The following is a 20534-nucleotide window of genomic DNA, read 5'->3' as shown; positions in this document are numbered from 1 at the left end:
CCAATAGCGACAGGGCCGGACGGGTCGCGTCCAGCCTTATGAAAATCCAGTCTCTTTCTGCGACCTGATGTCGCTTCTGTCAATTCAAACGGTTGCGAACGGCCTATTCTTCTCAGACGCTGTTGCTGTTGAGCAATGTCTCGACCAGCGCGGGCGTGATCGCCCCGTCGGGCTCGAGGCCGTTCTTCGTCTGGAAGGCCTTGATCGCGGCATCGGTCTTCGCGCCCAGAAGCCCGTCCTCGGGACCTGCGTCATAGCCGCGCTCGTTGAGGATCGACTGAATGTCGCGGACGATCGCCTGCTTGTCGGGCGCGCTTGCGACCTTTTCCTGCGGCAGCCATTCGGGCGGCGCGGTCACGATATTGGCGGCGGGCAGGGCTTCCCTGGCTTCCCAGTCGGCAGCAAGCTTGCGGCCGCGGTTGAGATCGGCGTCGGAAAGCGCCTCGGCCACCTCATTGCGCCGCTTGGCGGCTTCCTCGTCGCCGTTCATCGCGGCAATCGCAAACCATTTGTAGGACTGGGCGAGATCGGCATCGACGCCGGCGCCGCGCGCATGGAGGATGGCAAGATTGAACTGGCTGTCGGCAACGCCGTGCTCGGCGGCTTCCCTGAACCATTTCGCCGCCTCGGCGAAGTCGGGTTTGCCGCTGCCGGCGCCGTTGGCGAGCATGACGGCGAGATTGTGCATGGCGCTGATATTGCCGGCGCGCGCGGCCGAGCGGTAGAGAGTTATCGCTTTCGCCGCATCCTGATCGACGCCGATGCCCTTTTCATAAAGGCTGCCGAGCTGGAAGGCGGCCGGCGCGGAACCGCGCTCGGCGGCTTCGTCGAACCAGACGGCCGCTTCGGCCGGATCGCGCTTCAGGCCGAGCCCTTCCTGGTAGCGCACGCCGATCTCATAAAGGGCATCCGGATTGCCGTCGCGCGCTGCATCGGCAAGGGCTGCCGGCTTGATTGCCTTCGGAACGGCGATGTCGAGCGGAGCGGCTTCCTTCGGCCGTTGCGCGGTCAGCGCCTCGCTCTTTCCGCTTGCCTCGGGCGGCGGCGAATTGCTGACGGCAGCGGCCGGCGTCTTCCGTGCTGCTGCCTGCGGGTCTTTGCGGACCGGCGTCGAGGGCGCGGCCGACGCCTCGCGTGCGGCCGATGGCGCGGCCAGCATGTCCAGCACATCCTCGGTGGTGACCGAGGCGGTTTCGACGGGGGCCTCCATCTCGCGCGGCTTGGCAGCCGGCGGCGCGGTGGCAACGGGCGTTTCCACGGGCGTTCCGTCCGGCGCCGGTCTCGAACCGCCGGTTGCCGCGGCGACGGGCGCATCCGGCTTGATGCTGCCGGTCACGAGCGAATTATCGGCCTCGATCATGCGGAAAGCGCCGGCGGCGGGCGCGGCGGCAATCTCGCGGGCCTCGGCGGCGAAATTGGACTTGACCACGCCGCGTTCGGGCGCGCGCAGCGACGGCGCGGCGGCGACATTGCGCGTCGCCGAGGTCTGTGGCATCGCCTGGCTTGCCGTTGTGCGGGCCGGCGCGGTGAGGCTCGGCGGCGTATTCTCGAAGGTCTTGACGGCCTCCATGATGGTTTCCCGATCGCGCCCGAAATCGGTGAGGAAGGGGTAGGCGACGATGGCCAGCAGAATGGCGCCGGCGGCAAGGTAGACGGGCCTGCGCGAGAAGCCGTCGCCGACGGCCTTGTTGCCGTCCTTGGCGTCCTTGTCCTCGTTCGTCGAGACCGATGGCGTCATGTCCTCGGCATTGGCAAGCGCCGAGCGCGCGGCGCGGCGGGCGGCGGCAATCAGGTCGCCCTGCGGTCCGGCGGCGGAAAAGCGCTGGTTGCGCGGACCTGCGGGCTTGCCGGGATCGCGCTTCTTGTATTCCGTCTTGGCCACGGGTCGGTCATGAACCGGAAGCACCGGGCCTTCCGGCTTCTGCCCTGCGCGCACGCGCGAGAGGATGTCGAGCACATCGTCGCTCGCTGCGTCATCGCCCTTTTTTTCGACGACGGGGCTTTTTTCAGGGGCGGGGCGTGCGGCCGGCGCGGCAAACCTGGTTTCGAAGCGCGGCGGCTGGCGGTCCTCCCGGACCGTTTCCTCAGCGCTGCGCTTCGCCTGCTGCGCGGCGGCCGAGGTCGCGACGAAAGGGCCGGGCTCCGCGCGCCTCCCCTCAAGGGGTGTCGCCTTATCGTCATCACCGGTGTTCAGCGTGTCGAGCCTGCCTGCGATCGTCTTCAGCGTCTCGTGCAGAGAGGCGGCCCCCTCGCTGTCGCGGCCGGCCTTGTGGAGGTTCTTCATGTCGGCGGCCAGCGCCTTGATGACGGCGATATGCTCGTCGGCCTCGCCCTTGCGGCGCGCCTCGAAATTCTTCAGCGCTTCCTCGGCGGCATGCTGGGCTGCCTCGATCAGATAGTCGTCATTGCTGGCCGTCAGGCTTTCGATGCGCGCGCCGATGCGGTCTTCAAGTTCGGCCAGCGGCAGTTTCGGATCGGGACGGCTGACGAGCGTGGTCAGTTCGGCGATCTGGCGTTCCAGTTTGGAGAGCGCGGGCGCGCTGGTGTCGCGCCGGCTTTCCTCGAAACGGTTGGCAAGGGCGGAAAGCTGGGCGCTGAGGCGTTCCTCCGCGCCATCGTTCTCCAGCGCGGCGATCCGGCGCGTGATCCGCTCTTCCGTGCCGGAAAGGTCCAGCGCGTCGATGCGGGCGGCAAGGCGCTTTTCGAAGGCGTCCGTGTCGAGCGACGCGGCCTTGCCGAAGGCCTCGCCGCCGCGCGCCGGCATGGCGGCGATCTGCGAGGAGAGCCTGCGCTCGGCGCCGGCAAGATCGAGACGGGAAATGCTGTCATTGATGCGGGAGACGGCCGCGTCAAGGGCCGCCGGCTCGATGCCGCGCCGTCCGTTCTCGATGAGGCCGGCAAGCCGCCTGATCTCGTCGCGCAGCGCCCCGCGGTCACCTTCGGCGGAAGCGGACAGGCTGAGCGAATCCAGCTTGGCGGCAAGGCGGCGCTCGCTGCCCTGAACGTCGATGCGCCCGATCCGGTCGTTGATGCGGCTGACGACGTCGTCGAGCGCGCGCGGCTCCAGGCCTCTATTGCCGACAAGCCCCGCCAGCCGGTCGAGTTGGTCCTTCAGTTCGCGCCGGTCCTCTTCGCTGAAGCCGGCTGTCGCGCTGGCGTCGATCTTCTCGGAAAGCCTGCGTTCGGCGCCGTCCATGTCGATCCGGCCGATCTTGTCGGAAAGCTCGGAAACCGCCTTGCCGAGGGCCTGGCGATCGATGCCGGGGCCGATCCGCTCGACGGCGGTTGCAAGTTTTTCGATCCGCGCCTCGAGCTTCAGGTGTCCGTCATCGCCGCGATGGCCTTCGATGCGGCGGGCCATGCCGTCAAGGCTTTCCAGCAGCGTCGCCTGTTTTGCGCTTTGGTCGCGCATCTGCCAGTCAACGGCGGTGACGGCGCTCGCGAGTTCGGAAAGCCTGCCCTCCAGCCGCTCGATCGCGGCATCGCGCACCGGCTCGCCCTGGCGGCGGCCGAGATGTTCGAGATTGCGGTTGATATCGTCGATGCGCCGCTCGATCGCGCCGATCTGCCCGTCGAGTTTCTTGCCGACGGCGGGAAAGCGGGTGCACAGCATCTCCATGGCCTGGGCGAGCGAGGAGAGGCGCTGCTCGATATCCTCAAGGCTGCGGGCGCTGTCGCTGTCATCGGCCTGGCGGCGAAGCTCGTCGATGCCGCGCGCAAGCGCCGTCAGCTCGGCATCGAGCCGGCTTGCATCAAAGGGAGCCAGCTGCCGCTCGATATTTTCGAACCGGTTTTCCAGCCGCGTGATGCTCTTGGCATCGGCAAGGCCACGCAGAAGCGACTGCAGATGGTCGAATTCGGCCATCAGCCGGCTGTCGTCGTCGGCCTCCGCATTGGCTACCAGCCAGTCCACGGCCTCGGAAATCCGGATCAATTCGCTCCGGGTCTCCTCGTCGAGGTCCCGCGTGTCGGTCTGCCGGTCGAGATGGCTGAGCATGGTGTGCAGCCCGGCAAGTTCGTCGCGCAGGCTCGCGGAAAAATCCTCGCGCACGCTGGCGCGCAGGTCCTTCAGCGTCCGGCCGATCTCGCGCAGTTCGGCGTCGACGCGGGCGGAGCCGGGATTGGGCATTGCTGAGCGCTCGCGCGGGAAGCGGTCCTGCTGGGGTTCGGGTAAGCGGCGCGGGGCGGGGCGCTGCGGCGAGGGACGGTTCTCCATCAGGTCGCTGAGGCGCGATTCCAGCCCCTCGATCGTGCGGTTGAGCGCATCGAGGGAGGGCCTGCCGCCCGTTGCGTCCTGTGTCATCCGCGTTTGCGCCATGGTTCTTGCCCGCTCCGGTTGGCGGTTCCTGCGGCGCATCAAGCAAGCTGTCCCCTTCACGCACGCAAGACCGCATCAAAGGTCTTGGCATCTAGCTTTCGCCGAACATGGTAAAGAAGTTGTTAATTCTTCGGGCAATCCGGGCGCGGGGGTGCCGAAAATCCCGCTCAGGCGGGCGCTTCAGTGCGTCGTGATCACCGTGGCGCCGAGGATCGGGCCGGGATTTCCCGCCTTGTCGGTCTGCTGCAGGAGAATGGCGCAGCCATCGCTCTCGCGCGGGTCGAGCACGCGGGCGGGAAGGGTGATCCGGGTTGGCTCGCCATGCCACATGCCGACCGTCTGCACGTCGGTGACGATGTTGCGGTAGGTAATCGTCTTGCCCTTGTTCTCGCCTTCCTTGATGGCGACCTTCTCCGCGCCCTTGAAATAGACCACGAGGACATCCGCCTTGCCGGCGCCCGCGCCGATATCGATCAGCACCTCGTCGCCGTGCATCTGCGTGGAAACCGGCACGTTGAGGCCGTCTCCCTTGGCGGCAAGCGTCTCGAGGCTGTCGTTGAGGTCGGCTCTGCTGGTGCCGATCATTTGCTCGCGGCCGTTGAGGATCGCCTGCGGGGTGTAGACGCCGCTGCGGCCCATGGCCTCGCCATAGGCATATTGCCGTTCGGTGTTCTCGCGGCTGCTCATCGTGTCTGTCCAGCCGAGATAGTTCCAATAGTCGACGTGAAAGCTCAGGACGATGATGTCGCCCTGTTCGGCGATTTCCGCTGCGGCCCTGTCGGCGGGCGGGCAGGAGGAGCAGCCCTGTGAGGTAAACAGCTCGAGAACGCCGAGCGGGTTGCGGATATCGCCCGCCTGAGCCGTGGAGAAGGCCAAGGCCGCAAGAAAGGCGGCCGATATGATCGTCTGCTTCAGCACGGAAGAAACCTTCACCGGTTTTAAGGGAGCGCGGCCATCAACAGCCGACGCTTATCAAGCATGGGGTCAATCTAGCCTCATCGTCCTTCAACCGAAAGTCACGATGGGGTGAAAAAACATGTGATCAGAAGATGACGGTCTTCCCCGTCCAGAGAGCCGCTGCGATCGGGACCATCGCCAGGAGCGCGAAGAGGCCGTCGCGGCTCAGCATCGAATAGGCGATGAGCATGACGGCAAGACCGAGAAAGGCCGAGGCGAAGGGGACGAGTTCGAGAACCGGCATGAAGGCGCCGGCCAGCACGCAGGCCAGCGGCAGGATGAGCGCGAGGGGATCACGGAAGAGGAAGGCAAGCCGCCTGTGCGAATGCCGGTCGATGAAACGGGTCGCGGGCAGCATCTTCTCCATCGCCCTGGCCGCCTTGTCGCTTTCGATCGAGCGGTTGCGGATGAAGCCCGGCAGCCAGATGCTTTTGCGCCCGATCAGCCGCTGGCCGGCGATCAGCACGATCATGATGCCGAAGAGCGAGGACAGCCCTGGCACGCCGCCCAGCGGCGACATCACCAGAAGCGACGGCAGGATCAGCAGCGGCACGAAGGAGGCCGAACCGAAGGTCGAAAGCATGTCATCCACCGAAACCCGCTCGCCTTCGGAGTGATCGAGCGCCTCGCGGGTGATCCCGGTAAGCGCGTTTTCGTCGTCGTCCTGGTTGCTGCTCACGCTTTGCTCCGCTCAGTGTGTCCCTTAGCGGCAAAACGCGAAGGCGGATGCATCGTTCCGATTTCAAGTGTGAAGGATTTGCAACCCGGTCCGGCGGGTTCAGCAGGTGGCGCGGCGCCAGGCTTGCGTCTCGCTCGTCACCGGCGCCTTGTCCGCGGCGGCCTTTCGCATCACCTCGGCGAGATAGCAATCCTGAGCGGCCCCGGCGAAGCTGTAGGATGAAATGCCCTTTTCGACGAAACGCCCCATGTTCTGCAGGCAGGTCGCGACCGCGATCTCGTCATCCGTCAGGTGGGGGCCGGGGAAGGGATTTTCGTAGACATAGCGACCGCCGGCCATGATGGCGTGGTGGTGATAGCCCTCGAAATTCATGAAATGCCCCTTGTCCACGCGGGCAAGCTCGACGGTAACCGGCCTGCGGGCATCGATCAGATAGTCCGCGCGCTCCGGCGTGATCTCGCCGCGTTCGCCGCGCACGGTGATGCGCGGTGCCCGGATACGGCTTCTGTGCTGGGCCTCGGCAAAGTCGTAGACGCCGACCTTGCCGTTGAAATCGAAGGTCGCAATGGTCTGGCACGCCGCGACGACGTCCATGCGCTCGGGCTGGTCGTAGCGTCCCGGCCCCTTGACCACGGGCAGGGCGAAACTGTTTGCGGTGACGGTGGCGTTTTCGAAGCCGATGCCCAGCAGCTTCCGCATCAGTGAAATGTTATGATAGGTCTGAATGACCGAGACATGGGCGTAGTTCGGCGTGCCGATCAGCCCGTCAGCGATCATGGATCGCATGGCCGAAATGACCGGGTGCAGGAAATACTGTTCGGCGACCTCGATCTTCGCGCCCGCTTCGACCAACCTGTGCAGTGCGAGCAGGCCCTCATGATCGGGCGCGACCGGTGTTTCGGCGAGGATCGGAAGGCCACGCGCGGCAAGTTCGCTGATGCGAGCGACGATCTCGTCCGTTCGGACTGAAACAACGGCGAATTCCGGCCGGGCCGCTGCGACAAGCGCGTCGACAGAACCAAATGTCGGGACGTTCCAGTGCTCTGCCAGCGCCTTGCGCTCGGTCTCCGACCGCCCCGTGACAATGCCGACCGCGCGAAAATGCTCGGGTAATACGCTGGCGACCTTCAGAAAGAAGGACGCCCGCCATCCCGATCCGATGACTGCAAAGGGTATGGGGGACATGTTCGATGGTTCCCTGAAAATGCGCTTGAGGCGTGGGTTACAGGGCGTATGGCCCCAACACAACCTGCCCATACCGCCTGGATCCTCGTGTCAAGCAAGAGGAAGACACAAAGAGGAGGGAAGGTCAGACACAAAACCGGGCAGCTTGCGCCGCCCGGTCTTCATTTCACATCAATGGCTGCGGCCTTATCAGGCGGCCAGATCGCGCAGCACCGTCTGCAGGATGCCGCCATTGTTGACGTAGGTGAGTTCGTCGAGCGTATCGATGCGGCAGAGGATCGGGACGTCCTTGACCGTGCCGTCGGCAAAGGTCACCTTGGCGACCTTCTTCTCGCGCGGCTTGATGTCGGCGAGGCCTTCGATCGAGACGGTCTCGTCGCCCTTCAGGCCGAGGCTTTCCCAGCTCGCGCCGTCTTCCAGCGTGAACGGGATGACGCCCATGCCGACGAGATTCGAGCGGTGGATACGCTCGTAGCTCTCGGCGATCACGGCGCGCACGCCCAAGAGGTTGGTGCCCTTGGCCGCCCAGTCGCGCGAGGAGCCGTTGCCATATTCGCCGCCGGCGAAGATGACCAGCGGAACGCCTTCCTTCTTGTATTCCATGGCCGCGTCGAAGATCGACATCTCTTCCTTGGACGGATAGTGGATGGTGTAGCCGCCTTCCTTGCCGTTCGGCCCAAGCATGTGGTTGCGGATACGGATATTGGCGAAGGTGCCGCGCATCATCACTTCGTGATTGCCGCGCCGCGTGCCGTACTGGTTGAAGTCGGCAACCGCCACATCGTGGCTCATCAGATATTCGCCAGCAGGCGACTGCGCCTTGATCGAACCGGCCGGCGAGATGTGGTCGGTGGTGATCTTGTCGCCGAAGAGACCGAGGATGCGGGCGTCCTTGATGTCGGAAACGGTGGTTGGCGTCTTGCCCATGCCAACGAAGTAAGGCGGGTTCTGGACATAGGTCGAATTGTCGTCCCAGGCATAGGTCTGGCCGTCGGGAATCTTGACCGCCTGCCAGTTTTCATCGCCCTTGAAGACGTCCGCATACTTGCTTTCGTAAAGCTCGCGGGTGACGTATTTCTCGATCGTCTCCTGCACTTCCTTAGAGGACGGCCAGATGTCCTTGAGATAGACCGGGTTGCCGTCCTTGTCCTCGCCGAGCGGTTCGGTGGTCAGGTCCTTGGTCACGGTGCCGGCCAGCGCATGGGCGACGACCAGCGGCGGGGAAGCCAGGTAGTTCGCCTGAACGTCCGGGGAGATGCGGCCCTCGAAGTTGCGGTTGCCGGAGAGAACGCCGGCGGCGATCAGGCCCTTGTCGTTGATGGTCTTGGAGACCGGGGCCGGAAGCGGGCCGGAATTGCCGATGCAGGTGGTGCAGCCGAAGCCGACGAGATTGAAGCCGAGCGCGTCGAGATCCTTCTGAAGGCCAGCCTTTTCCAGATACTCGGCAACGACCTGGGATCCGGGCGCGAGCGAGGTCTTGACCCACGGCTTGGTCTTCAGCCCCTTGGCAACAGCGTTGCGGGCGAGAAGGCCGGCTGCGATCAGCACGGACGGGTTCGAGGTGTTGGTGCACGAGGTGATGGCGGCAATGGCGACATCGCCGTGGCCGAGGTCGTAATCCGTGCCCTCGACGGCGTAGCGCTTCTCAAGCTCGCCCTCATCCTTGTTGTACATGTTGACCATCGCGTCGGCGAAGCCGGAGGCGATGTTTTCCAGCGCGATGCGGCCTTCCGGACGCTTCGGGCCGGCCATGGAGGGGACCACATCGCCGAGGTCGAGTTCCAGCGTGTCGGTGAAGACCGGATCCTCGCCGCCCGATTCGCGGTACATGCCCTGCGCCTTGGAATAGGCGTCGACCAGCGCGATGCGCTCCTTCGTGCGTCCCGACATATCAAGGTAGCGCAGGGTTTCGAAGTCGACGGGGAAGAAGCCGCAGGTGGCGCCGTATTCCGGACCCATATTGCCGATCGTGGCGCGGTCGGCGAGCGACATGGAATCAAGGCCGGCGCCGTAGAATTCGACAAATTTGGAGACAACGCCCTTCTTGCGCAGCATCTGGACCACGGTCAGCACGAGGTCGGTCGCGGTCACGCCTTCCTTCAGCTCGCCCGTCAGCTTGAAGCCGATGACTTCCGGCAGCAACATCGAGACCGGCTGGCCGAGCATGGCGGCTTCGGCTTCGATACCGCCAACGCCCCAGCCGAGAACGCCGAGACCGTTGATCATCGTGGTGTGGCTGTCGGTGCCGACGCAGGTGTCGGGATAGGCGATCTCGGAACCGTCCTCTTCCTTGGTCCAGACGGTCTGGCCGAGATATTCGAGGTTCACCTGGTGACAGATGCCGGTGCCGGGGGGCACGACGCGGAAGTTCTTGAACGCCTGCTGGCCCCATTTCAGGAAGCGGTAGCGTTCGCCGTTGCGCTTGTACTCATATTCGACGTTGTGGGCGAAGGCTTGCGGCGTGCCGAATTCGTCAACGATGACCGAGTGGTCGATGACGAGGTCGACGGGAACCAGCGGATTGATCTTTTCCGGGTCGCCGCCGAGATTGACGATGCCGTCGCGCATGGCGGCAAGGTCGACGACGGCGGGAACGCCGGTGAAGTCCTGCATCAGGACGCGGGCCGGGCGGTAGGCGATTTCGGCGCCGGCCGTGCCCTTGTCATTGAGCCACTTGGCGACAGCGATGATGTCGTCTTTGGTAACCGAACGGCCGTCTTCGTTGCGAAGAAGATTTTCCAGAAGCACCTTCATGGAGAAGGGAAGCTTCGAGATGCCTTCGAGCCCGTTCGCTTCAGCCTTTGGCAGGCTGTAGTAAACATACTCTTTGCCGTCCACATCGAGTGTGGAGCGACATTCAAAACTGTCGAGTGATTTAGCCACGGATAAAACCCCGCTCATTCTGATTGGCCAAGACTAGCCGTGCGAACGCCTATGTACTTACGACATCAGGATGCGGGTGCGACCATTTCCGCTGTCCGCACGTGAGGCCGAAAGACCTCAAGTTCGGCACAAGGATGTGTTTCACGCCGGCCGCTGGCGTGGTTGCGCATTGTATAGATAATTTCTAAGAAAGGTGCCAGATAAACAATGGTTGAAATTTAAATTTTTTTTAGCAACCGGCAAGTTCTGCGGGCTGTCGTGTCCGGCGAAGGGGAGCAAATGGCTTTGCGCATAGAGGCTGCAGGCCTTTCGGTCAGCCGGGGCGACATGCTGATTTTCAGCAATTTGTCGCTTACGCTATCCGCAGGTCAGAGCATGGTCTTCACCGGGCCAAACGGCGCGGGCAAATCGACGGCGTTGCGCGCGCTTCTGGGGCTTGTCGGAAAGACTGGCGGCCATGCCCATTTCATCGGCGAGAACGAAACCGCATTGCCGCTCGCCTTTGCCGCCCATTATCTCGCGCACCAGAACGCCATGAAGCCGGAGCTGACCGCGCGTGAAAATCTGGCCGTCTGGAAACGGATCCTGGGGGATTTTGAAGGGGGCGCGGGCTTGGACCCGGAAGAGGCCGCCGACGCTGTCGGTCTGGAAGGCGTGCTCGATCTTCCCTTTGCCTACCTTTCGGCAGGGCAGAAACGCCGCATCGCCTTCGCCCGTCTTCTGGTTGCCTGGCGCCCGGTCTGGCTGCTGGACGAGCCGACGGCAGCCCTCGACAAGGCCGCCAGGGAGACGGTCGCCACGCTGATGAACAGCCACCTTGGCAAGGGTGGCATCATCATTGCCGCGACCCATGAGCCGCTCGGCCTTGAGGCCGCTGAGGCGATGGCGTTCACCGGCCCCACGCGCCTTGTTGCAGACCCTTTCATGGCGGAGGCGTTCTAGACCATGGGCGCGCTTTACCGCCGCGATGTGATCCTTGCCTTGCGCGCCGGCGGCGGAGCGCTGGTCGGGCTGTTGTTCTTCCTCTGCGTGGTCGCCACCGTGCCCTTCGGCGTCGGCCCCGATCTGGCCTTGCTTGCGCGCATCGGCCCGGCAATCGTCTGGATCGCGGTGCTGCTGTCGACTCTGATCGGGCTCGACCGGCTGTTTCGCGCCGAACGGGACGATGGCTCGCTCGACCTTCTGAAAATGCAGGACGAGCCGCTGGTGCTAATCGTTCTGGTCAAATGCCTGGCGCACTGGACGGCCTATGTGCTGCCGCTCGTTGTCCTGTCGCCGATCATGGGGCTTTTGATGAATGTCGGCCCGGCGGGCCTTGGCGCGGCCTTTATCACGCTGCTTGTCGGATCGCCCGCCATCACCTTCATCGGCGCGGCCGGTGCGGCGATTGCGGTGTCGCTGCCGCGCGGCGGGCTTCTGGTGCCGATCCTGATCCTGCCGCTGTCGATCCCCGTGCTGATCTTCGGGGTCGGGGCAAGCTATGCGGCGACCTCCGAGATCGAGGCATTTTTGCCGCCCTTCCTGATCCTCATCGCGCTCACGCTGTTTTTTGCGGTTGTCGGGCCCCTTGCCGCAAGCCTGGCCTTGCGTCAGGGCGATGATTGAGCGAAACCCGATTGAGAGCCTGGAGGTCGGATTTGAACGAGATGAAGCCAAAGACGGGAATGATTGCGGGTCTTGCGAACCCGACGCGTTTCCTCACGCTCGTCGGCCGCGTCATGCCGTTCATGATCGCGATCACGCTCATCCTCTTTGCCGTCGGGCTTTATCTTTCCCTGACGTCGGAAGGGGATTACCAGCAGGGCAATACGGTGCGGATCATGTATATCCATGTGCCCGCCGCCTGGCTTTCGATGATGTGCTACATGGTGATGGCGGCGGCAGCGCTCGGCACGCTGGTCTGGCGTCATCCGCTGGCCGATGTCGCCCACAAGGCGGCAGCCCCCATCGGCGCGGCCTTCACCTTCCTGGCGCTTCTGACCGGCTCGCTCTGGGGCAAGCCGATGTGGGGCGCATGGTGGGTGTGGGACGCACGGCTCACCTCGGTCTTCATCCTGTTTTTGATGTATCTCGGCATCATCGCGCTCAACCGCGCCGTCGACGAGCCGCAGCGCGCGGCCCGGCTTTCGGCGATCCTGATCCTCATCGGCGTCATCAACATCCCGATCATCAAGTTTTCCGTCGACTGGTGGAACACGCTGCACCAGCCGGCAAGCGTGATCCGGCTCGACGGGCCGACCATCGATCCTGTTTTCCTGTGGCCGCTCGCTGTCATGGCGCTTGCCTATAGTTTTGCCTTTTTCACCATGCATCTTGCCGCCATGCGCAACGAGATCTACCGCCGCCGGGTCGCGGCCATGCGCAGGATCGCGGCGAGCCGTGTGGAGGACGCGATGCGCCCGCAACCGAGGGAGCAGGAATGAGCCACGCCTTCTTTATTTCCGCCGCCTATGGCGCGACGGCGCTGGTCTTTGCCGGGCTTGTCGCCTGGCTGGTGCTGGACGGCCGCGCCCGCCGGCGCGAACTCGCTGCCCTTGAAAAGGCCGGCGCGCGGCGCCGCAGCGCAGGCAAGGGCGCATGAGCGAAGAAGAGAATGCGGGACAGGGAAGGGGCAACAGGCGCTATCTGATGGCGGCCGTGCCGCTGATCGTGGTCGCCGCGCTGTTCGCCGTCTTCGGCTGGCAGATCCTGTCCGGTCGCGATCCTCAGGAGATCCCGTCCGTGCTCATTGGCAAGATGGCCCCCACGCTTGATCTGCCGCCGCTTGAAGGCAGCGGTCTGCCGGCGCTGACCGATGCCGAGATCGCCGGCAAGTTCACCCTGGTCAATGTGTTTGCCTCCTGGTGCGTGCCCTGCCGGCAAGAGCATCCGTTTCTGATGGAGCTCTCGGAGGATCCCGAGATCAATGTCGTCGGCATCAACTACAAGGACAATCCCGATAACGCCCTGCGGTTCCTGGGCGAGCTCGGCAATCCCTATGCCGCGATCGGCGTCGACCGGCGCGGCGCGGCCGCGATCGACTGGGGCGTATACGGCATTCCCGAGACTTTCGTCGTCGGGCCGGACGGTACGATCATCTTCAAGAAGGTCGGTCCGATCGATGCCGTTTCCTATGAACGGGAAATCCTTCCCGTGATCAATCGCTCGATCGGCCCGGCCTCGCGGCTGATGAACTGATACCAAACCCGACGAAACCAAAAGCCCGGGCCTGCGCTTGGCAGACCCGGGCTTTTTTTCAGTGCGACAGGGATGTATCAGCCCTGCTTCTGGCTCTGGCGCTCCTTGGCGCGGTCATCCATCAACTCGTACCACATCGCGTTGAGCACCGCGAAAAGAGCGGCGAGCGGCAGGCCGAGGATCCATGCGAAATACCACATTTGAAACTCCTTGTGTTTCGGTCGGGGCGGGCCGCTCCTTTGGGAGGCGCGGCCCTGCCTCGGTGATCAATAGGCGTGTCCGCCGCCGTTGATGTCCTTGTCGGTCACCTTGCCCCACATGATGTGGAAGACCCACGACGTGTAGGCGAGGATGATCGGCACGAAGATGAGGGCGCAGACCAGCATGATGAACAGCGTCAGGTGGCTCGACGATGAATCCCAGGCCGTCAGGCTTGCAGCGGGCTGCTCCGACGACGGCAGGATGAAGGGGAACATCGCCACGCCGGGCGTAGCGACGACGCCGAACACGGCAGCCGAGGACGACAGCATGGCAAGCGCCGGTTTGGAGCCCTTCAGCCCGATGAAGGCGCCGATCGCACCGAGGAAGCCGAGCGCCGGCGCAAGCATCATCCACGGATAGCGACCGTAGTTGATGAACCAGGCGCCCTGTTCACGGGCAACGTCGTTCAGGAGCGGGTTCGAAGGTCCTGCGGCGTCAACGGCGCCGGTATAGGCGTAGCCGTCAATGCCGTAATAGAGCCAGACGCCGGCGAGCGCGAACAGCACGATCAGCGCGAGCGCGGAGACCGAGCCATAGGCGCGGGCGCGGTCGTTGATCGGGCCTTCCGTCTTGGTCGACAGGTAGGCCGCGCCGTGCATGACAAGCATGGCGACGCAGACGAGGCCTGCCAGCAGCGCGAAGGGGTTCAAAAGACCGAAGAACGAACCGTCGTAGAAGATGCGAAGGTCGTCATCGAGCCGGAAGGGAACGCCCTGCAACACATTGCCGAGCGCCACGCCGAAGATCAGCGTCGGCACGAAGCCGCCGATGAACAGCATCCAGTCCCAGGTATTGCGCCATGTGGCGCTTTCGCGCTTGGAGCGATACTTGAAGCCGACCGGGCGCAGGATGAGCGCGAAGAGGATCGCGAACATCGCAAGATAGAAGCCCGAGAAGGACACGGCGTAGATCGCCGGCCATGCGGCGAAGATGGCGCCGCCGCCGAGGATGAGCCAGACCTGGTTGCCTTCCCAGACCGGGCCGACCGTGTTGACGACGATGCGGCGTTCGGTGTCACCCTTGGCAACGAAAGGCAGAAGCGTTGCCGTGCCGAGGTCGAAGCCGTCCATGATGGCGAAGCCGATCAGCAGAACGCCGAGCAGCAGCCACCAGATCACGCGGAGGACTTCGTAGGAGATGAGATCGTGTAGTACCATGATGATTTACTCCGCGGGTGTCATGGTGCCCTGGACGCGGCGGAAGCCGAGCACAGGCATCTCGGGTCCGTTGTCCGGCTGCGGTCCCTTGCGGATCGCGGCGAGCATCAGGCCCATTTCGATGATGAACAGCACCGTATAGATGGCGACGAAGCCGGCGAGCGTCAGAAGCAGCGTGCCCGCACCGAGGCTGGAGACGGCAAGCGCCGTCGGCAGGATGCCCTCGATGATCCACGGCTGACGGCCGAGTTCGGCGACGATCCAGCCCGCTTCTGCGGCAATCCACGGCAGCGGAATGATCCAGACCGCGACATGCAGCAGCCAGCGATGTGCATCGAGGCGACGGCGGGCCGACAGGTAGAAGAAGGTCGCCATGACCGCGATGAACAGGAAGCCACAGCCGACCATGATGCGGAACGACCAGAACAGCGTGCCGACCGGCGGAACGAGGCTGTTTGCGGCCTGTTCGATCTGGGCGGGCGTCGCCTGGCTCGGATCATCGACGAAACGCTTCAGAAGATAGGCGTAGCCGAGGTCGTTGCCATACTGTTCGAAGGCGGCCTGATCAGCCGTATCCGGCGTGCCGGATCCCATTGCCTGACGCATATTGGTGAGCGCGGTATAGGCCTGGATGCCGTTTTCGATGCGGGTCTTGCCGCTTTCCACCAGTTCGTTGATGCCCTCGATCGGCGTGTCGAGCGATCGCGTGCCGATCAGGCCCATGACCCACGGGATCCTGACGGCGTAATGCGTCTCGCGGTCCTGCGTGTCGGGTATGCCGAACAGGGTGAAGGAGGCGGGCGCCGGCTCGGTTTCCCACATGGATTCGATTGCCGCCAGCTTCATCTTCTGGTGTTCGGTTGTCAGATAGCCGCTTTCGTCACCCAGCACGACCACCGAAAGGGCAGCGGCCAGGCCGAAGGAACAGGCTACCGTCATCGACCGCTTGGCAAGCTCGGAATGCCGGCCCTTCAGCACGTACCAGGCTGAAACGCCGAGCACGAAGACCGAAGCGGTGACATAACCGGCCGAAACGGTGTGGACGAACTTGGCCTGGGCGACCGGATTGGTCAGAACGGCGAAGAAGTTCGAAACCTCCATGCGCATCGTGACCGGGTTGAAGGTCGAGCCGACCGGGTTCTGCATCCAGCCATTGGCGATCAGGATCCACAGAGCCGAGAGGTTCGAGCCGATGGCCACGCACCAGGTGGTGATCAGATGGGCAACCCGCGACATGCGGTCCCAGCCGAAGAAGAACAGGCCCACAAAGGTTGCTTCGAGGAAGAAGGCCATCAGGCCTTCAATCGCGAGAGGCGCGCCGAAGATGTCGCCGACATAGTGGCTGTAATAGCTCCAGTTCATGCCGAACTGGAATTCCATCACGATGCCGGTCGATACGCCGAGCACGAAATTGATGCCGAACAGCGTCCCCCAGAATTTAGTCATTTGCCGCCAAATCTTGCGGCCTGTCATGACGTAGGTCGTCTCCATGATCGCAACGATCATGGAAAGGCCCAGCGTCAACGGCACAAACAAAAAGTGGTATAGCGCCGTCATAGCAAATTGAAGGCGCGATAGCGCCACGATGTCCAGTTCCATTGCGTCTCTCCCGCGTTCAAACCGGGTCTCAAGTTTCATCGGTTCTGCCGGACCAACGGCAGCACCGCATTTCGTTATTGGAGGCCGGGGTCTAGTCCGGCCTCAAGGCGGCGAGCGCGGCATCAAAGCCGTGTTCGCCTCGTTTGGGGGCGGAAATGATCCGTCCCGAATCGATAACAAGCAGTCGGTCGGCGATTTCCGCCTCCCTGCGGATATGCGTCGCGACGAGAAGCGTACGGCCTTCGCTAGCACGCGCATTGATCCGTGACATGACATCGCGCGCCGTTTTGCCGTCGAGGCCTTCGGTCGGCTCGTCGAGCAGGAACACTGGCGTGTCGCGCAGAAGCAGGCGGGCAAGCGCCAGGCGACGCGACTGGCCGCCGGAAAGGCCGATGCCCTGTTCGCCGAGATCGGTATCAAGGCCTTCCGGCAGGGCGCGAACGGTTTCACCGAGTCCGGCCGCATCAAGGGCTGCCATCATGGCGTCGTCATCTGCGGCAGGGGCTGCGATCTTCAGGTTGGCGCGCAGCGAATCCTGAAAGAGCTCCGTGCGCTGGCTGAGGATCGTCGCGTCAAGGGCTGCGACGGTACCGGTCATGGGTACGGCCTCGCCGACAAGAAGCGCCATGATCGAGGATTTTCCCGCTCCGCTGGCGCCGATCAGCGCGACCTTCTCGCCGGTCTTCACTGAAAGCGAGAGGTTTGAGACCGCGGCGCGGGCGCGGCCCTCGTAGCGCATGGTCACGTCTTTGAGTTCAAGGGCGTTGCCGGGCGTCGGCGCTTCCGGCCGGAAGCGGCTGCCAGGCGTTGCATCTAGGCGCGGCGAGAGCCGGCGCGCGGCCAGAAGCGTCCGGCCGAGCTCCATCGCGCCGCGGCGCAGGCCGGCGAAGGGTTCCAGCGCGGCGAAGGCGATCAGCAGGGCGAGGGCGGCCAGCGGCGCCGTCACCGTGCCGGCGGATGCCAGTGCCGCGCCGGCCAGCAGCACGCCGGACAGGATGAGGGCGGTGACGATGTCGAAGCCGAAACCGGCATTGGTCTCGATCCGGTTCAGCGCCAGATCCGAGGCATATTCGCGGGCGTCGGCCGCTGCAACGCGGGCGCGCTGGTCCTGAAGACCGCCGGCAAAGGCAAGCTCGCTCTGGCCCGCAACCAGATCAACCGCGCGGGCCCTGAGCGCTTCCTGCGCATGGGCGCGCCTTCGTGCTGGCTTTTCGGCAAAACGGGCTGACAGGGCAGGGATCATCAGGCCCGGAATGACGATTGCGGCGCCAACGGCAAAGGCAAGCGGCCAGGACAGCGCGCCAAGGGCCGCGATGGTGACGAGGCCGGCAATGATTGCGACGAAGCCCGGCACCAGAACTCTGAGATAAAGCGAATCCAGTGCATCGACATCGGCCGTCAGGCGGAACAGCAGGCGGGCGGGGCGCAGCGCAAGCGCCTTCGCGGCGCCCGGTGCGGCAAAGCCCTGAAACAGGCGCACACGCAGACCGGCGAGCACCCTGAGCGTCGCATCATGGGTCTGCAGCCGCTCGAAATAGCGCGCCGCCGTGCGCGACAGAGCCAGAAAGCGTATGGCCGCCGATGGGGCGAAGACGTCGAAGGCAAGCGCGCTGGCGGTCGTCAGCCCGGCAATGGCCGCGGCGGTGACAAACCAGCCGGAAACGCCGAGAAGGGCAATGCCGGCAAGCACGGTGGCGGCCGAAAGAGCGGCGCCCGCCATCAGCCCGCCGCGCCGTTCGCGCCAGAAAAGCCGGATGATCGGACCGAGGCTTGTGAACTTGCCGGCTCTCATTGCGCCACCTCCCTGAAATCCGCGTTGAGACGAATAGTACGGTCCATGCGCTCGGCAAGGATCGGATCATGGGTGGCGACGATCAGCGTACGCCCGCTGGCGAGAGTCAGCAGCGCCTCGGCAATATCGCTTGCGGTGCGGTGATCGAGATGGGCAGTGGGTTCATCGGCGATGATCAGCCCGGCGGCACGATTGGCGGCAGCGCGCGCCAGCGTCAGCCGCAAGGCCTCGCCGCCGGAAAGTCCCGCGCCGTTCTCGCCGACCATGGCATTGCCATGCGCCTCGGCGACATGGTCGAGCGAGGCAAGCTTCAGCGCATCGGCCACGGCGCCGCGGGAAATGTCATCGCGGTGCAGGCGGATATTGCCGGCAATCGAACCGGCGAAAAGATGCGGGTTCTGGCCGATCCAGGCCATGCGGGTGCGAAGCCGCGCGGCATTGGCATCATCCAGCGTCACGTCGTCGATGAGGATGCGGCCGTGGCGAAGTTCGGCAAGGCCCGCCAGCAGGGCCAGAAGCGTCGACTTGCCGCTGCCGGACGGACCGAGCAGAGCGACATGTTCGCCGGGGGCAACGTGGAGATTGAATCCCTCGAACACCGGATCGCGCGAGCCTTGATGGACAAAGCCGAGATCGCGGAACTCGACGCTGACGGGACGAACCCGATCCGATGCTTTTGCAGGTGCGATGTCTTCCTTCTCGGCGCCGACCATCGACAGGCCATCCTCGGCCAGTTTGTCGAGGGCGGAAAGCGCTGCCTCGCCCGCCGCGCGGTCGTGCCAGACGGACGAGAGCATGCGCAGCGGATCGAAGAAGGCGGGGGCCAGCAACAGGATGAACAGGCCTTCGGACAGCGTCAGCGTGCCGCCCCAGGCACCGAAGCCAATCTGGCCGAGAAGGTGAAAGCCGATATAGGCCGCTGCCATGGCGACGCCGAGCGCGGAGAAGAGTTCGAGCACGGCAGAGGTCATGAAGGCGATGCGCAGCACCGACATGGTGCGACGGCGAAGGTTTTCCGCGCGGAGCGTGAGGCGACGGGAGACGAGATCGACGGCATCAAAGGCGCGGATCGTTGAAAGGCCGCGCAGCCTGTCGAGAAGGAAGGCATTGAGCGTGCCCATGTCGGCGAGGTGCTTTTCGCTCGCCGACTGCGCGCTCCAGCCGATCAGCGCCATGAAGACGGGAATCAGCGGGGCGGCAATCAATAGAACGAGACCGGCGATCCACGAAAACGGAAAGATGACGGCGAGAATGGCAAGCGGCACGACCGTGGCCTTGAACCGGGCCGTCTGGAACCGCGCCAGATAAGGCACGATATGCTCGGCCTGTTCGGCGATCACGCTGGCTGCCTCGCCGGAGGCCACGCGGCTGGTGTCGAGCGGCGAACGGCGGCTGAGGGCCGCAAGGGCGGCCTCGCGCTTTTCGCTGAGGATCGCACGGGCGGTCCTGTAGGCAAGGCGGCTGCCCGCACGTTCGGCGATCGCCTTCAGAAAACCGAGGGCGAGAACGGCGGCTGCAAGCGGCAGCACGGCCGAAACGCCCTCGCCGCGTGCGATCAGGCCGATGCCATGGGCGAGACAGGCCGCCTGCGGCAGCCACATCAGTTCGGCGAAGGTCTGCAGCCATGCGGCAATTTTCAGCCCGCGCGGTTTGGGCGCCCGGGCGCGCCGCTGGCTCTTCTGCGCGGCCGAGGCAGGGCGCACGGTAGCGCGTTCCGCGCGGGTTTGCCCGCGCGGCGCGTCCTTCCGTTCATCGGCGGCTTTTTCAAAGACAAGCTCGCTCATGCCTCAAACCTTCTCTTCCTGGTCGCGCCCGGCCTTGCGGCCGAACGATGTCATCTTGTCTGCCGTCTCGAGCAGTCGCGTCACCCGCGCGCCCATTCCGAGCAGCATCAGCAGCCTTTCCGTCTCCAGGCCCTTCACATCGTCGTACCAGGACGAGAGCCTTGCGATCAGGTCATGCATTTCGCCCATGCGCTTCTGGGCGTATTCCTCATCCTCGTCGCGCGGCGTGCGCGTGGTCACTTCGGCAAGAAGGGCAAGTGTCGGGTCGACCTCCCGCTTCTTCCGCTCCTCGGCCAGTGTCCGCAGAATGGACCAGACATCCTCCGGCGTCGTGTAGTAGTCGCGCCGGTCGCCCGGCCTGTGCCGCAGGAGAACCAGTCCCCACGACTGCAGTTCCTTCAGCCCGGCGGCCACATTGGACCGCGAAATCTTCAACTCGTTCACCATGTCGTCGGCGCAAAGCGGCTCGCGCGAGGCATAGAGAAGAGCGTAAATCTGTCCCACCGACCGGTTGATGCCCCAACGGCTGCCCATCTCGCCGAAATGGAGAACGAAATCCTGTACGATGGGCGACATTGTCATCGGCTGTCCTGATCGGTCTGTATTTTCAGTTTTTTCTGAAAACTGTGTAACGCGATATCTGATATCGTGCAAGGTCATCCTTGTCCGACATCGAAATGCGCAACCGAACCCCCTTCTAATTCAACGGGTTTAGCCGAGAGGGCCTTCGGGCAATTTGATT

16 protein-coding genes are annotated in these 20534 nt (G+C 64.2%); 5 read left to right on the top strand and 11 right to left on the bottom strand.

Going from position 1 to position 20534, the window contains the following annotated elements:
* Positions 1–112: 112 nt before the first annotated feature.
* From FF124_RS05830 to acnA, 5 genes are all read right to left on the bottom strand, one after another.
* The gene (locus FF124_RS05830) at positions 113–4303 is read right to left on the bottom strand and encodes a peptidoglycan-binding protein (RefSeq protein ID WP_138747555.1); all 4191 of its coding nucleotides are present in this window, start codon (positions 4301–4303) and stop codon (positions 113–115) included.
* A 195-nt stretch (positions 4304–4498) separates the two neighbouring features.
* The gene (locus tag FF124_RS05825) at positions 4499–5218 is read right to left on the bottom strand and encodes a DUF1223 domain-containing protein (RefSeq protein ID WP_425462513.1); all 720 of its coding nucleotides are present in this window, start codon (positions 5216–5218) and stop codon (positions 4499–4501) included.
* 142 nt (positions 5219–5360) lie between these two features.
* A complete protein-coding gene (locus FF124_RS05820; RefSeq protein ID WP_138747553.1) occupies positions 5361–5954 on the bottom strand; it encodes an exopolysaccharide biosynthesis protein in 594 nt (197 codons plus the stop codon).
* A gap of 99 nt (positions 5955–6053) precedes the next feature.
* The gene (locus FF124_RS05815) at positions 6054–7139 is read right to left on the bottom strand and encodes a Gfo/Idh/MocA family protein (RefSeq protein ID WP_187326828.1); all 1086 of its coding nucleotides are present in this window, start codon (positions 7137–7139) and stop codon (positions 6054–6056) included.
* A 189-nt stretch (positions 7140–7328) separates the two neighbouring features.
* Complete coding sequence (gene acnA / locus FF124_RS05810) at positions 7329–10022, bottom strand: aconitate hydratase AcnA (RefSeq protein WP_138747551.1); 2694 nt, start codon at positions 10020–10022, stop codon at positions 7329–7331.
* A 285-nt stretch (positions 10023–10307) separates the two neighbouring features.
* On the opposite strand from acnA, the gene ccmA reads away from it, so the two are divergent.
* From ccmA to FF124_RS05785, 5 genes are read left to right on the top strand one after another with little or no spacing between them, the layout of a single operon-like run.
* On the top strand, positions 10308–10964 hold the full coding sequence (gene ccmA / locus FF124_RS05805; RefSeq protein ID WP_187326851.1) for a heme ABC exporter ATP-binding protein CcmA: 657 nt from the start codon (positions 10308–10310) through the stop codon (positions 10962–10964).
* 3 nt (positions 10965–10967) lie between these two features.
* A complete protein-coding gene (gene ccmB, locus FF124_RS05800; protein WP_138747549.1) occupies positions 10968–11627 on the top strand; it encodes a heme exporter protein CcmB in 660 nt (219 codons plus the stop codon).
* Positions 11628–11668: 41 nt separating this feature from the next.
* The gene (locus tag FF124_RS05795; RefSeq protein ID WP_138747824.1) at positions 11669–12445 is read left to right on the top strand and encodes a heme ABC transporter permease; all 777 of its coding nucleotides are present in this window, start codon (positions 11669–11671) and stop codon (positions 12443–12445) included.
* Complete coding sequence (gene ccmD, locus FF124_RS05790; RefSeq protein WP_138747548.1) at positions 12442–12603, top strand: heme exporter protein CcmD; 162 nt, start codon at positions 12442–12444, stop codon at positions 12601–12603. Before FF124_RS05795 ends, ccmD begins: the two co-directional genes overlap by 4 nt.
* On the top strand, positions 12600–13199 hold the full coding sequence (locus tag FF124_RS05785; RefSeq protein ID WP_138747547.1) for a DsbE family thiol:disulfide interchange protein: 600 nt from the start codon (positions 12600–12602) through the stop codon (positions 13197–13199). The genes ccmD and FF124_RS05785 overlap by 4 nt, the downstream gene beginning before the upstream one ends.
* Before the next feature lie 77 nt (positions 13200–13276).
* On the opposite strand, the gene cydX is transcribed toward FF124_RS05785, so the two are convergent.
* The 6 genes from cydX to FF124_RS05755 all read right to left on the bottom strand — a co-directional run bounded on the left by cydX (position 13277) and on the right by FF124_RS05755 (position 20374).
* The gene (cydX, locus tag FF124_RS05780) at positions 13277–13399 is read right to left on the bottom strand and encodes a cytochrome bd-I oxidase subunit CydX (protein ID WP_061449716.1); all 123 of its coding nucleotides are present in this window, start codon (positions 13397–13399) and stop codon (positions 13277–13279) included.
* Positions 13400–13465: 66 nt separating this feature from the next.
* On the bottom strand, positions 13466–14617 hold the full coding sequence (cydB, locus tag FF124_RS05775) for a cytochrome d ubiquinol oxidase subunit II (protein WP_138747546.1): 1152 nt from the start codon (positions 14615–14617) through the stop codon (positions 13466–13468).
* A gap of 6 nt (positions 14618–14623) precedes the next feature.
* Entirely contained in the window at positions 14624–16216 is a 1593-nt protein-coding gene (locus tag FF124_RS05770; RefSeq protein WP_138747545.1) for a cytochrome ubiquinol oxidase subunit I, read from the bottom strand.
* A gap of 91 nt (positions 16217–16307) precedes the next feature.
* The gene (gene cydC, locus FF124_RS05765) at positions 16308–18008 is read right to left on the bottom strand and encodes a thiol reductant ABC exporter subunit CydC (RefSeq protein ID WP_138747544.1); all 1701 of its coding nucleotides are present in this window, start codon (positions 18006–18008) and stop codon (positions 16308–16310) included.
* Positions 18005–19792 (bottom strand): thiol reductant ABC exporter subunit CydD, encoded by a 1788-nt coding sequence (gene cydD, locus FF124_RS05760; RefSeq protein ID WP_138747543.1) that lies wholly within the window; start codon positions 19790–19792, stop codon positions 18005–18007. The genes cydC and cydD overlap by 4 nt, the downstream gene beginning before the upstream one ends.
* 3 nt (positions 19793–19795) lie before the next feature.
* Positions 19796–20374, bottom strand: a complete 579-nt coding sequence (locus FF124_RS05755) for a GbsR/MarR family transcriptional regulator (RefSeq protein ID WP_138747542.1) — start codon at positions 20372–20374, stop codon at positions 19796–19798.
* Between the last annotated feature and the right edge of the window lie 160 nt (positions 20375–20534).

The sequence above is a fragment of the Martelella lutilitoris genome (assembly GCF_005924265.1).
GTDB classification, from domain to species: Bacteria; Pseudomonadota; Alphaproteobacteria; order Rhizobiales; family Rhizobiaceae; genus Martelella; species Martelella lutilitoris.
The sequence above is the reverse complement of the archived record's forward strand: the minus strand, read 5'-3'. Positions and strand labels throughout refer to the sequence as shown.